Source organism: Testudinibacter sp. P17/SS/0325, assembly GCF_053570765.1.
Genome location: NZ_CM131635.1, coordinates 1,819,021 through 1,835,239 on the forward strand (window position 1 = coordinate 1,819,021; position 16,219 = coordinate 1,835,239).

The window sequence follows — 16,219 nt, forward strand, 5'->3', positions numbered from 1 at the left end:
TATTTATGTCAGTACATAATAGCGGGAGGGGAAGATGGCAATTAATCCACAACAACTGATTGACTGGCGACGGGAGTTTCATCAATTCCCTGAAACCGGTTGGTGTGAATTTTTAACCACCACCAAACTGGCGGCTTACCTGAGCGAGATGGGCTTCGAAGTGCGGTTGGGCAAGCAGATTATCAATGAGGAATTCGTGCGCGGGCGGCAACCCGCGGTGGTTGATGTCGGTTTGCAACGGGCAATTGAAAAAGGCGCCGATCAAAACTGGTTGGATAAAATGGACGGTTACACCGGCTGCGTGGCGATTTTCGATTCCGGCAAAGCAGGCAACACCGTGGCGTTGCGCTTTGATATTGACTGCGTGAATGTACAGGAAACCGCACTTGAAAACCATTTGCCGAACCAACTGGGATTCCGTTCGCAAAACGACGGTTTTATGCACGCCTGCGGACATGACGGACATATGGCAATCGGCTTGGGCGTGGCGCAATGGATTGCGGACAATAAAACGCAATTAAACGGCAAAATCAAATTGGTGTTCCAACCGGCGGAAGAGGGCGTGCGCGGCGCCGCGGCGATTGCGGCGAGTGGTATTGTCGATGACGCCGATTATTTTGTTGCCTCGCACCTCAGCTTTTGTGCCGATTCCGGCACGATTATTGCCAACCCGAAAAAATTCCTTTGCACCACCAAAATTGATATCCGCTACCACGGCAAACCTGCGCATGCCGGTGCGGCACCGCACTTAGGGCGCAATGCTTTGTTGGCGGCGGCACATGCCGTGACGCAACTGCACGGCATTTCCCGCCATGGTGACGGCATGACGCGGATTAATGTCGGTGTGCTGAAAGCCGGAGAGGGGCGTAATGTCGTGCCGGCTACGGCGGAAGTGCAATTGGAAGTGCGCGGCGAAAATGCGGAAATCAACCAATATATGGTCGATCAAGTCATGCAAATTGCCAAAGGGATAGCGGTCAGTTTTGATGTGACCTATGAAACCGAAATCATGGGCGAAGCGGTCGATCTGGATAATGATGGCGAACTGGTTGATCTTATCAGCGAACTGGCGGAAAAAGAGATCGGTGTGACACAAGTCGCGCCGAGCTACAGTTTTAACGGCAGTGAAGACGCCACTATTTTAGGACGGCGCGTGCAACAACATGGCGGCAAAGCGATCTATTTTATCGTCGGCGCTGATCGCACCGCCGGACATCATCAAGCCGAATTTGATTTTGATGAGAAACAGTTACTGACCGGGGTGAATCTGTATACCGCACTTTTACAACGCTTAAACGGATAGCCTAACTCAGTGATAATGCAGTGTCTTTGTTAGGGATGGCAAAGGCACTGTTTTTTATCCATTCGCCAAATTGTGTTAGACTGGCACGGTTAAACTATGATCATCACTTTAAAGGAAAATCATGCTGAATCTTGAACCACAACCATTCGCCAGTTGGGCAGAACCGATTGAAATGCTATATGCCTGTCATGGCAAGGTGAAACGCTTTTGTCGGCAATTGCAGATGTTGCCGGACTATTTAGCGAAAAACGGCGTGAATCAGGCGGTAAAAAATGATGTGCAACAGATTTTGAATTATTTTGAAATTGCCGCGCCATTACATCATGACGATGAAGAAAAAGATTTTTTCCCGGCGTTATTAACGCATTATCCGCCAGCCAAAACCAATATTGATGAATTGGAACGCCAGCATATCCTGCTGCACGAAAATTGGGAAAAATTATCACAGCAACTGCAAGAATTGCTCGACAATCAGCGCAACGCAATCTCGCCGGAATTGATTAAGCAATTTATTGCCGACTATGAGGTGCATATTGCCCTCGAAGAACCCTTGTTCGAATTAGGCAAGCGGTATTTGTCTGAAGATGAACTGCGACGACTGGGCGAGATTATGTCCAACCGCCGCCGTCTTCAACCTTAATCCTTTATGCAATATCAATTGGACACCACAGAATACCGCTGCCCATTGCCACTGTTAATGGTCAAAAAAGCATTGTCTGATTTGCAGACAGGCGATGAATTGCGAATATTACTGAATACGGAAAGCACAATCGAAGATTTCAAATTATTGTGTGAAACGGTATCCTGCATATTGGTTAGTACAGAAAATTCATCAGCCCAATTCAGCTTAATCGTGCGGAAAATCGGCTAATTTCAATGGCAAGTGCGGTCGGCTAACGGGATGAGAGATAAAATACCGCACTTTATCAATTTAACGTGCGGTATTGTCATTATTTTTATGGATAAAGACTTAAGTAAAACTAAGTTAAATATTATTTTGAACGGTTATATGGAAAACGCAGAATAACCCGGTTATAAAAGCTGCCGTTAATATGGGTTTTATTCAAATGAAAACGGCGGTAAGCCGAAAATAATTCCATATCAGGTTGCTGTGGGTTTTGCCAAAAATTATCCAATATGCCCTGATCAGTCAATCCGGGAATATCATAGTGCGCTCTGCCAAGGGTGATAACCGGCATACCATGCAGTAAGGCGGAAATACCGCTGGTACTATTTAAAGTCACCATGCCTTTGCCATGACGTAAAAATACCGGCATTGGCACATCATGAATATAATAGAGTCGCTTTTTCAAAGCCGGATATTGTTTAAGATAATGTTTGATGACGTTACCGTAGTCGATAAACCCACGATCCATTGGGTGATGTTTTACGATTAGGGTTAAATCAGACGGCGCATATTTAACGAACGAATCTAATACTGTGGTTAAAAACGACTCGACACTGCTGTAATCACTGTGTACCCGCACTTGACTATCATCATATACTTGTAAGGGTAAAATATAAAAATTGCCAAACTTACCTTGTTCCACTTTTTTGGCAAAAGAGTGATCGCGCAGGGCATAATTAAACCGTTTAATACCGGAAATTACCCACAGCTTAATATAATAGCGGACATTCAAAATCCGATGATGTTGATAATAAGGGTATTGTCGGCGTTTGGTATAAGCATTCCAATAATAACAGATTGCCAATTTAGCAAGCGGCACAAAGCCCTGTGCGACTTTTTCCGGTGTGACGGGTTCAGGAGCCTGTGGGCAAATATTTCTAAAAAAGGCTTCATCACGGGGAATCGGCGAAAACGCATTTACCCCGTCTTTTTCCAGAGTAATATAATCGGGACGAAAATAACCTTCTTCAAATGCCCAATAGGAAATGGTCAACGCTTTGCAAACGGTTTTAGCGACTTTGTGGTAATGACGGTTATCGCCGAAGCAAACAACCGCACCAATTTTTTCGGCTTGGCATAAACGATGTAAATATTCTTCAAATTGATCTAGCGATTCCCGATAAGCAAAAGTATTGCTGTTGGCATTAGAATAAAAATGTTCGTCACCGGCATTAAAATTAATTTTATAAACTGTTTTTCCCTGTGATTGTAACCATAAGGAAATATCATGAAAGAAAGTCCCTATTGGACCTTGCAATAACAAGATACGATCAGTAGATACCACTAGGTCATCTAAATTATGACTAATCATATAACCCCAACAGAATAAAAATTTAAAATATCTTAGCAAATAAGAATAAAAAAAGAAATTTAACCGCTTATTTTAAAGACCAATACAGGTGTTTTAATTTCGTTAGCTGTTTTTTTAGCCAGTGACGCTGTAAACCACTATCTTTCAGTTTGGATTTTTGCTGTAACAAAAGCTCAATTGCCGTTTCGCTATCGATCATTTGCCGCGTATTCGGATTAATATATTGCGGATAATAAACTAAGGTAGCTGACAGCAATTCTGCGAGCGTGAGCTTGCGCCGGCGTCTTGGCAGTGTAACATGATCAACGGTCAATCCCCAATTAGAGTAGAACGGTAAACCGTAACAATGCACGGTTTTTCCCCTCAACAACGCTTCGAAGCCGGCTAAAGAGGTTAAGGTGTGAACCTCATCCACTTGCTGAATACAATTTAAAATATTTGCGTTTTCAATAATATCATCGGCATAGTTAAGGGCTTGTTCCGTTGGAATCGCGCCGATACGGTTACCGCTGAGCACATCGGGGTGCGGTTTATAAATAATATAAGCCTCGGGATTCTTTGCACGCACCTGTTTGAGTAGATCCAGATTACGTTTGATTTGCGGTGAACCGAAACGAATTGAGGCGTCGTCTTCCACTTGTCCCGGTACTAAAATTGTTTTTTTACCGTTGACCGCGAGAGTAAACTGACTATCACCGACATTGTATTTGCCGATATTGGCATTGATCAACCGCACTTTTAATTTATCGGCTAACAGTAGATCCTGATCGGAGAATATCTGGCTTTGTAAAATAGCTTCTAAGCGTGAGGGTGTTTGCGCATTAAAATAGATACCGAGATCATCAATCACTAACGAGAGCGGCGCAACCAGATTCGAGCCTAAACCGACGGAACGGATAAAACCGTCTTCCATGCGTAGCACAGGTAAATTGTTTTTTTCCGCATAACGAAGCACCTCGTCTTTGCCTTGGCTCCAAATCAACAGACGGGCATTTTTCGCCCGCGGTTTTTTGTGCAGTTTGGCAGTTGAAGAAACAAAATGTAAGCGGCAGTTAGGGAAGTTAAAAAACGGTTTGATCACCGCCCGTTTCCACAGCGACATGCCGACACAATACAAATTGCCGCTCAAACGTTGATCTAATAATTTGGCGCGGTGCAGATAATCAATCACCTCAAAAATCGAGCCGGGTTTGCCGTTATTCGGATTGATATAACGACTATATTGCAGATAGGCTGCGGTAAACAGTTGTAATAAAGTGCGGTTGGCACGGCGATTTTGTTGTTGCAAGCGCACAACATTAGCATGACGATCATCTGTCAATCCCCAACCGCTGAACCAAGGTACGCCAAAGGTCACCACCGGTTTATTGACCAGCAAAGCCTCAAAGCCCATCTGCGAAGTAACACAATAGACTTTATCCACTTGTTGCAACAACGACAACGGATTGACATCCTCTGCCAATAACCGCACTTGCGCAAACTCCGCGGAAAGTGCGGTCAGATAACCCTTTTTCTTACCGCTGATTACATCAGGATGGGTTTTAACCCAAATTTCTGACTCGGGATTTTCCGCAACCGCACTTTGCAACATGGTGTGAAAACTAGCTTCATCAGCCTGCCCATATTTCACCGCCATATCGCCAAAGGTCTGATCGATCACCAAAACGATATTTTGCTTCTTCTCGCTCGGAACAAAATCCGGTGCGTGATTATATTTAGACAGTTGATAGCGGCAAATTAGCTCAAGTGCGGTTTCAGCTTGTTGTAATACTTCATCGTCGGCTGAATTAGCTAAAATTAACCGCTCAAGGCGCGACGGCTTTTCAGTGGCATAATAAATCCCCAAATCATCATACACCATCGAAAACGGCGGATAGCCCTGAACACCCAGACCTAATGAACGCAAAAAGCCGTCTTCAAGGGCGATGTAAGGCAAGTTATTTTTTTCGGCGTAGGTGCGGGCTCTGCGTGAATATGGACGAAACCCCCAGCCCATGATCTGCGTTGCTTTATCTGAAAGGGAGAAATATTGCATAAAGATCTCTGCCTCAGGAAAAAAAGCAGCCAAGTGCGGTATTTTTGCCATGCGATATGAGAAAATTTGCGATTTTGGTTTCATAAACAATGATCAATTTTCGATGGAATGGGAATAGTATAATACAGTTGTGTAGGAAAGGCTCAGGGTTATAGCCATAAAAGTGTTATTATTAATAAAGTTTTTAGGGTTGTAACCATAAAAAATGCCGAGCATTTGCTCGGCGTACTCAATCAAAAAGTGATCAACGAATATCTAACTCAGGGAAAGATTTCACCGCTTCATCAACGGCTTTAACGCGCACTAAGAAATCTTCTAATAGATTTAACGGTAGCGCACTCGGTCCGTCACATTTGGCTTGATCCGGATTCGGGTGTGATTCCAAGAACAAACCGGCTAAACGGGTCGCTATACCTGCCAACGCTAAATCCAACACTTGATTACGACGACCACCGGAAGCGGCTGCACCGGCTTCACGTTGTTGCAGGGAATGGGTGACATCAAAAATCACCGGCATATTGCCGCTGACTTTTTTCATAATCCCAAAACCAAGCATATCGACGACCAAATTGTCATAACCAAAATTCACGCCACGTTCGCATAAAATCAGCTGATCGTTGCCTGCTTCTTTGAATTTTTCCACAATATTACCCATTTGGTGCGGGCTTAAAAATTGTGGTTTTTTGATATTAATCACCCGCCCGGTTTTTGCCATCGCATGCACCAAATCGGTTTGACGTGCTAAAAATGCCGGCAATTGAATAACATCCACCACTTCTGCGACGGGTTCTGCTTGCCAAGGCTCGTGCACATCCGTGATCACCGGCACACCGAATTCCTTTTTCACCTGAGCAAAAATTTTCATTCCCTCTTCCAATCCCACCCCACGATAAGAGTGAATCGAAGAGCGGTTGGCTTTGTCAAACGAGGCTTTGAACACAAACGGGATATTGAGTTTAGTGGTGACAGTAACGTATTGTTCACAGGCTCTCAGCGTAGAATCGAGATCTTCAAGGACATTGATACCACCGAAAAGGGTGAATGGGGCATTATTATTTATTTTTAATTGGTTTAGTTTTAGCATGATTTTTCCTAAAGACTGGTAATAAGTCTAGTCTGTTCAGCATTTGATAAAAATGATGATTAAAGTCGTCGAAACATATTGTTACTTGCAAAATACGCTAGAATTGAAAATGATGATAATCGTTAAGTTAGTTACTAAGATCTTTCTGTATATGTGTCAGTATATCAGATTCTTATTTGTTTTATACAAGGTTTATTATACAGGATATCTGCTCTTAAGGATCCTCTTGGTTGATGATGTTAGGGTGATTTTTGTAAGTTTTATCTTTGTTTATTAGGTTGATTGAGAATAAAATTTACTCAACAAATAGTAATTACATGTTTAATTAAAAACAACTACTTACTTTGTTATTCATGGTGTTTTTCTGGTAAGAGTAATGCTACAATCTAACAGATCGGCAAATAACATAAGATTATTGAGGAATAGTATGAAAGTATTGACCGTGTTTGGTACGAGACCAGAAGCAATCAAAATGGCACCCTTGGTCTTAGAGTTAAAAAAACATGAATCAATTGAATCAAAGGTTTGTGTAACTGCTCAACATCGGGAAATGCTAGACCAAGTTTTGAATTTGTTTAATATCAAACCTGATTATGATTTGGATATTATGAAGCATGGGCAAACATTACAAAGTATTACTGCAGATATTCTTCAAGATTTAACAGTAGTTTTAGAAGATTTTAAACCGGACTATATCCTTGTTCATGGTGATACAACAACTACCTTTGCTGCAAGTCTTGCGGCATTTTATCAAAAAATTGCAATCGGACATATAGAAGCTGGTTTACGTACTCGAAATTTATATTCGCCTTGGCCTGAAGAGGCTAATCGTTGTCTCACCTCTGTGCTAAGTCGGTTGCATTTTGCACCAACAGAGCAGTCTAAAGCCAATTTACTCGAAGAAGTTGTTAAAAAAGAAGATATTGTTGTTACTGGGAATACTGTTATTGATGCGTTATTGACTGTAACCCAAAAATTAGAGCAGCCGGAATTAAAAGCCGCAATGGAACAACAATTCCCATTTACTGCTAATCAAAATCCAATGGTATTGATTACCGCACATCGTCGAGAAAATCATGGTGATGGAATCAAAAATATCGGTCAAGCAGTAAAAATTCTGGCTGAAACTTATCCGCATATTCAATTTGCCCTGCCACTACACATGAACCCAAATGTGAGAAAACCTCTAACGGAAATATTATCTGAAAAAGAAAATGTACACTTAATTGAACCACAAGAGTATCTACCTTTTGTTTATTTAATGTCACGTGCAACACTTATTCTGACTGACTCAGGCGGGGTACAAGAGGAAGCTCCATCATTAGGCAAACCTGTATTGGTAATGCGCGACACGACAGAACGGCCTGAGGCTGTTGAGGCGGGAACTGTTAAGCTGGTCGGGGCAGATACCAATGAAATTGTCAATCAATGTCGGAAATTATTAGATGACGAGAAAGCCTATGCACAAATGGCACAAGCAAAAAATCCATATGGTGACGGTAAGGCATCGCAACGAATTGTAAAAACACTATTGGCAAGTATTTAATTTAACTAGAAACAACTCAAGGTATCAAAATGCAAAATAAAACTATTTCTGTCGTCGGCTTAGGTTATATCGGTTTACCGGCTGCGGCCATGTTTGCTTCCCGAGAGGTTAAAGTGATTGGTGTTGACGTCAACCAACATGCCGTAGACACCATCAATGAAGGCAAAATTCATATTGTCGAGCCCGGTTTGGAAGAAATTGTCCAAGAAGCAGTAGCAAAAGGTTTTTTGCGTGCGACCACAAAAGCAGAGCCGGCCGATACCTTTGTAATTGCCGTGCCGACACCTTTTAAAGGCAACCACGAGCCTGATGTCAGCTATATCGAAGCCGTTGCCAAAGCCATTGCGCCGGTGTTGGAAAAAGGTAATGTGATTATTCTTGAATCCACCTCACCGGTCGGCACAACTGAGCAAATGGTGGAATGGTTGTCTGCTGCCCGCCCGGATTTGGCATTTCCAAAAGAAGGGGCGTCAGGCGAAGTTGATGTTCATGTCGCCTACTGCCCTGAACGCGTATTACCGGGACAAGTCATCAAAGAATTGGTCGAAAACGATCGTATTATCGGCGGCATTACCGAAGCCTGCTCTGATAAAGCGATTGACGTTTACCGCGTGTTTGTCGAGGGCGATTTGCTCAAAACCAATGCGCGTACCGCAGAAATGGCAAAACTCACCGAAAATGCCTTCCGTGATGTCAATATCGCCTTTGCCAACGAGCTTTCCCTGATTTCAGACCGCCTGAATATCAACGTCTGGGAGCTTATTTCCCTTGCCAACCGTCATCCGCGAGTGAATATTTTGCAACCCGGTTGTGGCGTAGGAGGTCATTGTATTGCGGTTGACCCTTGGTTTATTGTGGATAAAACTCCAGATTTGGCCAATATTGTGCGTACCGCCCGTGAAGTGAATGATGGCAAACCGGAATGGGTCATCAAGAAAGTCAATGAAGCGGTTGAAGCCGTAGCGGCTCAAACAGGCAAAGCCAAGCAAGATGTGAAAATCGTTTGCTACGGCTTGGCATTCAAACCCGATATTGACGACTTGCGTGAAAGCCCCGCATTGATGATTACCGAAAAATTAATCCAGCAATACCCTGGCCAAGTAGCGGCAGTAGAGCCGAATGTGCATGAAGTGGTTGATCATCACGGTAAAAAAGACATTGCACTGATTGATTACGCCCAAAGTGCAGCGCTAGCTGATGTTGCCGTGTTGTTGGTTAACCATAAAGAGTTTATGGAAAATAAGCCGACATTTCAAGCAAGTGCGGTTGTGGTGGATACCAAGGGGGTTTGGTAAATATTTCTTGTTTGTCAGTTAAATTGAATAGTGAAACCGGAAAAAGTTTGAATTCGTATGAAGAAAAATTTTAAAGATTTAAAAAACAGATTGTTGCAAGAAGGGGTTGTTTTAAGTGATACCCAGTGGGAAAAAATAGCACATGAGTTCGAAGAACCTTCAATCAGCCAGCAAGAACAAAAAATTCAGCAGTTGCAGGATGAGCTGTATCATCTGCGCATAGAAAAAAGTAAATATCAATTACTGCTGACTCAGCGCTTTCAAGATAGAAATAATCAAACGATTGCTTATCAATTTGGTCGGTTGATATTGGATTTTTTTAAAAACCCAATTAGGAATTTCATTACGCCAAATGCACTTCTATCTATTTACGCTCAATTCTTGAAACGCAAAGAAAAGAAAAAAACGCTGACCTCTTTTGAAAAAAAATGTCTACAGTGGTTCTCGCCCAAACAGTCGGTTCGAGCAGATGATACTTTTGAACAATTGGTTAATCAAAAACCGACAGTTGCAGGGCTTTCAGTAGCTCCATCCGAAACCAAATTGCTAAAACAACGTAGTCCGTTAAAATTGAATTTTGCTCATAAAAAGGCAGAAGATTTAAAGGTTGCCGTTATTTTAGATGAATTCAGCTTTAATTCGTTCAAAGATGAATTTACACCGCTGATTATTACACCAAGCAATTGGAAAGCGGTTTTTGCCCAACAAAAACCTGATTTGTTTTTTTGCGAATCGGCTTGGAGCGGCACGGATAGTGTGAACCGTCCGTGGAAAGGCAAAATTTATGCCAGCGTTAATTTTCAAAAAGAAAACCGTACCGAATTATTGCAAATTTTAGAGTATTGTAATGAGCGCGGTATTCCCACTGTATTTTGGAATAAAGAAGATCCTACGCATTATCCGGATCGCGTGCACGACTTTGTAAAAACGGCACAATTGTTTGATTTCGTATTTACCACAGCAGAAGAGTGCGTGGAAAAATATAAGCAAGAGTATGGTCTGGAACACGTTTATGCCTTACCCTTTGCCACTAATCCAAAAGTATTCAATCCAATTGACGATGCAGAAGTTCCTCGTTCTGAAAATATCATATTTGCAGGCAGTTGGTATGCAAATCATATCGAGCGTTCAAAAACGATGTGTCAGCTTTTTGATAACTTGGTAAATAACCACTACCAGCTGGAGTTCTATAACCGCTATTATGGAGATTCCGACCCGAATCATTTGATTCCCGAGCAATACCAAAAGTATGAAAAACCCAATATCCCTAATAAAGATATTGGTAGAGTTTATAAATCCAGTATATTCGGTTTGAATCTGAATACCGTTGTTGATTCGGAAACCATGTTTGCCCGGCGGGTATTTGAACTGATGTCCAGCAACACGCTGGTATTATCCAATTATTCAAAAGGCATGGATAAGATGTTTGGCGATAACGTAGTTTTTTTGGATACTGAGCCGCACCGCCTGCAAGCATTGAATAAGGATACAATCGAGCGTATTCGAGAAGAGAATTTAAATAATGTATTGGCTAACCATACTTATCAAAACCGGTTTGAAACTATTTTAAAAGCGGTTGGGGTTGATTATGATGAAGTGCCGGAAAAAGTGACATTGGTTGTTAAAGTAGACGATACAGAGCAGTTGCAGCAAGAGATTAATATATTTTATCAAAAATTCAATAGTGCCCCATACCGATTATTGCTGGTATTGTCGACAACATTTTCTGATTTGGATGCGGCGGAAATCTATTCAGAATACAACCAAAATAAAATTAATGTATTGGCAGAGTCGTATATCCGCCGTTATGGTAATGAGCGATCCAAATATGTTGAAACGCCTTATTTCGTATTGGCGGATAGCTTGGAAAAATCAGCTCTCGATAAAATTGAAAAAGCACTATTGCATAGCAGCTATCTTTCAGACGGCTACATTGCTTTGACTGAACATGAAAAACAAAAATACATTTTTGAACCAAGAATGATGATGAACAATATTTTTGCACCGCAAAACAAGTTTGTTGAGGCTCTGGCTAGTTTCAAGCAGCTTGTTGAACAACCTATTTATTATATCAGCAGACAAGGAGATTGATATGGATATCAGCATTATCATCCCTTGCTATAACGCCGTTGGGAAAATCGAAGTCTGCATAGCGGCGCTAGAAAGTATTGATTATCTGGAATCCCGCTATGAAGTTATTTTTGTAGACGACTGTTCCAAAGATAACACCTTTCATTACTTGCAAAGCCAGGCAGCGCAGCATTCAAATTGGCGGGTCTTGCAGATGGCACAAAATAGCGGATCTCCTTCCGAGCCCCGTAATCTCGGCGTGTCACAGGCAAAAGGAGAATATATTTTCTTTTTGGACTGCGATGATGAAATTTTTTCGGATACATTAAAAATCCACTTTGGTGAAGCAAAAAAACAAAATGCCGATATTGTGCGAGGGTATCTAATCGTTGATGATGGCAATAAACGTTTTGCTACCAACCGGATTTTTGAAAATATGGCAAGGTTGGATAAATGTGGACAAATTGAGACGATCATCGGAAAACAGAGCACAACCGTTCCAAGCCTGATTAAGCGTAGCTTATTGGAAAATAATCAAATAACATGGCATTCTGATTTACGCATGGGGGAAGATACGGTTTATTTAACCGAAGTATTGTCTGTTGCACAAACGGTAGCCTATATCGACCATCCTACATTTATTTATAATAAAAGAATCAGTGCGCAAGCCTCATCCACGCAAAGTTACGGTTCACGAGAATTGAACAATCATTTAATGGTATGGCAAACCGCACAGGAAAAACTTGCCAAACAAGGTGTAGATTACTACAGTATTCGTTTGCAAGTCGGGCTTCAAACGGCAATCCAGTCTATGATTGCCTATAATCGCTTTGATATAGATGAAAGCGATTTTATCGCATTGGCAGATTTTGTTAATCAAAATAAAAAGCTGATTTCAACCTTTAATTATAACGAAAGAATTAAAGGCGTTTTGGCTGAAATTTATAACCGAAATTATGGCAAATTTTTAAACACCATTAAGCAAAGAATGGTGGTGGCAGGTTATGATTTGAAATTCATCCGACCCGTATTGCCGCACTTGCAACAGTTTTACCAAATCCGCATTGACGAATGGACAGGACACAATGCTCATGACGTGCAACATAGCGAAGAGTGCTTGAAATGGGCGGAAGTTGTCTTTTGCGAATGGATGCTGGGCAACGCCGTCTGGTATAGCCATCGGGTAAGGGATAATCAAAAACTCTTTATCCGCATGCATCGTTTTGAGTTGACTACAGCATGGTTCAAACAAATCGACTTTACCAAAGTCAATCGTGTTTTTGCCGTATCGCTCTATTTCTTTGAAAAGCTGGTTGAATACACTCGTATCCCACGCTCTCAAGCATGCTTGTTGCCCAATTATCTGGACAGCAGCAACTATGCACAATCGAATGATAAAGAAAAATTGTTCAATCTCGGCATTATCGGTATTCTGCCTTCACGAAAAGGCTACCTGAATGCGCTGAAAGTATTGAAAAAACTGGTCGCAAAAAACAAAAAATACCGACTGTTCGTCTATGGAAAAATGCCGGAAGACTTGCCTTGGGTAAAAAATAACCCGCAAGAGATGGCTTATTTTGATGAATGCAACCGTTTTATCGAACAAAACAATCTGCAACCGCACGTTGTGATTAAGGGGTGGGTGGATGTTAAAACTGAATTGAAAGATATCGGTTTTATCTTGTCAACCAGCGACAACGAAGAAATCCCAGAAAGTTTTCACATCGCACCGGCAGACGGTTTTTCTGCCGGTAACCAAGGTATTCTGTTGGATTGGAATGGAATGGAATACATCTACCCTGAAAAATATATTTTCAAGTCGGTAGAGCAACTGGCAACACATATTCACAAACAAAACACCTTGGATAAATTCAACCGATACAATCACCAAGGCTTGACGTTAATCAAGGAACGTTATTCAGTGGATAACTTCGTGAGCCAATTACGTAAGCAACTCCGCCTTTCTACTATTCGCTTCCCAAGTGCACCGGCGCCAAGAGCGGATGATATCGAACACACCGTTATTGCGGAAATTCAAAACCGTAAATTGACTTCAGACGGCATAGTGATTGATTTACCGAAAAGCGTACAAAGTAATTGCAAGCTAATTTTGGAATACAGCTTAAAATATTCTGATAATACTAAGGTTAATGCAGCGTTGGTGTCTCTAGGACCTAATAATGCAAGTGCGGTTACTGGATTCAAAATGTCTGATATGAAGTCGGTGGGACTATACAAGTATCTGACCACAACCGAAAGTGGTGCTACCTGTTTTATGGAAATTCCATTAACGAAAGATAATCAAATTGAGAGATTAAAATTGATGTTGTGGCAAAAAGATGCTGTGATTGAGCTCGTTGAGATGAAAGTATTTATTTTTTAAATTTTTTTGAGGGTATTGTTATGTATTTTATTGGGCAAACGAGATTTAGTCTGTATCTTCCTAAAAGTAATGCTTGGAATGTATCTAATTTTACAGAAGAAGAATATATCGCACATTTATTTTCAGATGAAAGAATGTCGGTGCGTGCCAAAATTTTTGCCGAACTTTCTGTGCCTCTTATGGCAAAAATGAAGCAGGATTTTGATTTTAAACATATCGTTTCTTATTCGTCTATTTTGCCTGAAAAATGGAAAAATATGTTGTTTGAATTGAGTCAGAAATACCCATTCTTGCATTTGTGCGAGGTTGATACACACCAAGGCAACCCTATTCGTGCGGTTTTGAATGGAAAACCAAATGGTTCTGTAGCTTTTTTTCGTTTGGATGACGACGACTTGTTGGCAGTAAATTATTTAGAACAGTTAGCCGCATATAATAAAATTGATTATAAAAATATGGCGGTATCTTTTGGCAAAGGATTTACTGGATATTATAAAGATGGGCATTTTATTGATTTTCGTGACTGCAAACAACGATTTATAGCAATAGGGCAAGCCTATATTGGTTTTTGGGGTGACGGTAGTCTCGAGCTACCAACCATGCATAGTCACCATAATTTGGATGAAAATTATCCTGTAATTGTTGATTCGCGTAAACCTTCCTATATACATACTCACCACGATCAACAAGATACTAATTATCGGTTTTCCAATGATAGTCATAACAAAAATAATACGATTGAGACTGATTTGATGCGGTTTACTAAAACAAAAATGCCAGAAGTTATTAGTGAGCTATTTCCAGTGCTAAGTGATGATGTTCAAGGTTTTATTGATAACCGTAAAATGATTTTTAAAACAGTAGATGTTGCTTTAAAAAATAAGACAACGACTTTGGAAATAAATTATAACCCAGTTGAAAAAGTTTTTGAGTGTGCATATGAAATTCAAACTGATAACTCAATTACTTCGTCTAAAGCTTTGGTTTTATCAATATTTTTTGATCAGGTTGCAGATGGTGTGCAAGGCTTGAATCAATCAACCAATCCTGAAATTGGTTGGTATAAATATTTATCCGCCTCAAATGGAATTGCTAAAGGTAGCTTTTCTTTTTCAGTAAGTAGTCCGTTGCGGTTGAAAAGTGCTAAGACGATATTATGGGACAATCGTATCACTACAGCAGAGATAAAAAAATTAGAAATATTTTCCTAACTGGATAAGTGATATGAACACTAACCAAGATATTGAAATCTTGCCACTCGCCGACAAAATTGCCGAACTGCTGAAAACTGCTCGTCAGCGAGCGGTGGCGCAAGTGAATCAGGCAATGGTGCTGACTTATTTTGAAATCGGCAGAATGATTGTGGAAGATGAGCAGGGAGGTCATGAAAGAGCGGCTTATGGCAAGGCTCAGTTGAAGCGGTTGTCACGTCGGCTGACGGCGGAATTCGGGAGGGGATTTTCAGTAGAAAATTTGGATCGAATGCGCTTTTTCTATAAAACCTACTCACAGCCAATTTCGTCAACAGTATTGACGAATTCGGAAGCGTCGTCTCAGAAATTAGAAAAAGGTCAGACACCGTCTGACGAATTCAAGTTGAGTTGGTCGCACTATATCAGGTTGATGCGGATTGCCGATCCGCTGGAACGACGGTTTTATGAAGTCGAAGCCGCAAAAAACAATTGGAGCTTGCGTGAACTGAACCGCCAATATGATTCGGCGTTGTTTACTCGATTGGCATTGAGTAAAGACAAGCAAGGCGTGCTGAGTTTAGCTTTGCAAGGGCAAGTCATTGAAACACCGCAAGATGTGATTAAAGACCCTTATGTGTTGGAATTCCTCGGCTTGCCTGAGCATTCGCAATATTCCGAGAGCAAACTGGAACAACGCTTGATTGATAAGCTGGAGCATTTTTTATTGGAGCTGGGAACGGGATTTGCTTTTGTTTCGCGCCAGCAACGAATCAGTCTGGATGACCAACATTTTTATGTGGATTTGGTGTTCTATAATCGGGTTCTGCGTTGTTTTGTGTTGATTGATTTGAAATTAGGCCGTCTGAAACATCAAGATTTAGGACAAATGCAGATGTATGTGAATTATTACGACCGTAAAATGCGCTTGCCCGATGAGAATCAAACCATTGGTATCGTGCTGTGCCAAGATAAAAGTGAAGCGGTTGTAGAGTTTACTTTGCCTGAAGGCAATAGTCAGATTTTTGCCAGCCGTTATTTGACTGTTTTGCCAAGCAAAGCACAGTTGCAGGCATTATTGGTAGAATGAGTTT

At 41.3% G+C, this 16,219-nt stretch carries 12 protein-coding genes; 9 read left to right on the forward strand and 3 right to left on the reverse strand.

Going from position 1 to position 16,219, the window contains the following annotated elements:
- Nucleotides 1-34: 34 nt before the first annotated feature.
- The 3 genes from ACWA50_RS08650 to ACWA50_RS08660 all read left to right on the forward strand — a co-directional run bounded on the left by ACWA50_RS08650 (nucleotide 35) and on the right by ACWA50_RS08660 (nucleotide 2,174).
- Nucleotides 35-1,303, forward strand: coding sequence for a M20 family metallo-hydrolase (locus tag ACWA50_RS08650; protein ID WP_431051633.1), 1,269 nt, complete (start codon nucleotides 35-37; stop codon nucleotides 1,301-1,303).
- A 121-nt stretch (nucleotides 1,304-1,424) separates the two neighbouring features.
- Nucleotides 1,425-1,943, forward strand: a complete 519-nt coding sequence (locus ACWA50_RS08655; RefSeq protein ID WP_431051635.1) for a hemerythrin domain-containing protein — start codon at nucleotides 1,425-1,427, stop codon at nucleotides 1,941-1,943.
- Between the two features lie 6 nt (nucleotides 1,944-1,949).
- Nucleotides 1,950-2,174 carry a sulfurtransferase TusA family protein gene (locus ACWA50_RS08660; protein WP_431051637.1) on the forward strand — a complete coding sequence of 75 codons (225 nt, stop codon included), beginning with the start codon at nucleotides 1,950-1,952 and terminating at the stop codon, nucleotides 2,172-2,174.
- Between the two features lie 121 nt (nucleotides 2,175-2,295).
- Here the strand turns inward: ACWA50_RS08660 and ACWA50_RS08665 are convergent, their stop codons facing one another.
- The 3 genes from ACWA50_RS08665 to kdsA all read right to left on the reverse strand — a co-directional run bounded on the left by ACWA50_RS08665 (nucleotide 2,296) and on the right by kdsA (nucleotide 6,641).
- Nucleotides 2,296-3,522, reverse strand: a complete 1,227-nt coding sequence (locus ACWA50_RS08665) for a capsule biosynthesis protein (protein ID WP_431051639.1) — start codon at nucleotides 3,520-3,522, stop codon at nucleotides 2,296-2,298.
- Between the two features lie 67 nt (nucleotides 3,523-3,589).
- Nucleotides 3,590-5,641, reverse strand: a complete 2,052-nt coding sequence (locus ACWA50_RS08670) for a capsular polysaccharide biosynthesis protein (RefSeq protein WP_431051641.1) — start codon at nucleotides 5,639-5,641, stop codon at nucleotides 3,590-3,592.
- Nucleotides 5,642-5,801: 160 nt separating this feature from the next.
- The gene (kdsA, locus tag ACWA50_RS08675) at nucleotides 5,802-6,641 is read right to left on the reverse strand and encodes a 3-deoxy-8-phosphooctulonate synthase (RefSeq protein ID WP_431051643.1); all 840 of its coding nucleotides are present in this window, start codon (nucleotides 6,639-6,641) and stop codon (nucleotides 5,802-5,804) included.
- Nucleotides 6,642-7,068: 427 nt separating this feature from the next.
- On the opposite strand from kdsA, the gene wecB reads away from it, so the two are divergent.
- Genes wecB through ACWA50_RS08705 form a run of 6 tightly spaced genes read left to right on the forward strand, consistent with a single transcriptional unit; the run spans nucleotide 7,069 to nucleotide 16,215 of the window.
- On the forward strand, nucleotides 7,069-8,187 hold the full coding sequence (gene wecB / locus ACWA50_RS08680; RefSeq protein WP_431051645.1) for a non-hydrolyzing UDP-N-acetylglucosamine 2-epimerase: 1,119 nt from the start codon (nucleotides 7,069-7,071) through the stop codon (nucleotides 8,185-8,187).
- Between the two features lie 29 nt (nucleotides 8,188-8,216).
- Nucleotides 8,217-9,482, forward strand: a complete 1,266-nt coding sequence (gene wecC / locus ACWA50_RS08685) for a UDP-N-acetyl-D-mannosamine dehydrogenase (protein ID WP_431051647.1) — start codon at nucleotides 8,217-8,219, stop codon at nucleotides 9,480-9,482.
- A 57-nt stretch (nucleotides 9,483-9,539) separates the two neighbouring features.
- Nucleotides 9,540-11,573 carry a CgeB family protein gene (locus ACWA50_RS08690; RefSeq protein ID WP_431051649.1) on the forward strand — a complete coding sequence of 678 codons (2,034 nt, stop codon included), beginning with the start codon at nucleotides 9,540-9,542 and terminating at the stop codon, nucleotides 11,571-11,573.
- 1 nt (nucleotide 11,574) lies between these two features.
- Nucleotides 11,575-13,935, forward strand: coding sequence for a glycosyltransferase (locus tag ACWA50_RS08695; RefSeq protein ID WP_431051651.1), 2,361 nt, complete (start codon nucleotides 11,575-11,577; stop codon nucleotides 13,933-13,935).
- Nucleotides 13,936-13,955: 20 nt separating this feature from the next.
- On the forward strand, nucleotides 13,956-15,146 hold the full coding sequence (locus ACWA50_RS08700) for a glycosyltransferase (protein ID WP_431051653.1): 1,191 nt from the start codon (nucleotides 13,956-13,958) through the stop codon (nucleotides 15,144-15,146).
- A gap of 13 nt (nucleotides 15,147-15,159) precedes the next feature.
- Nucleotides 15,160-16,215, forward strand: a complete 1,056-nt coding sequence (locus ACWA50_RS08705; protein WP_431051655.1) for a PDDEXK nuclease domain-containing protein — start codon at nucleotides 15,160-15,162, stop codon at nucleotides 16,213-16,215.
- The last annotated feature ends 4 nt before the right edge of the window (nucleotides 16,216-16,219 follow it).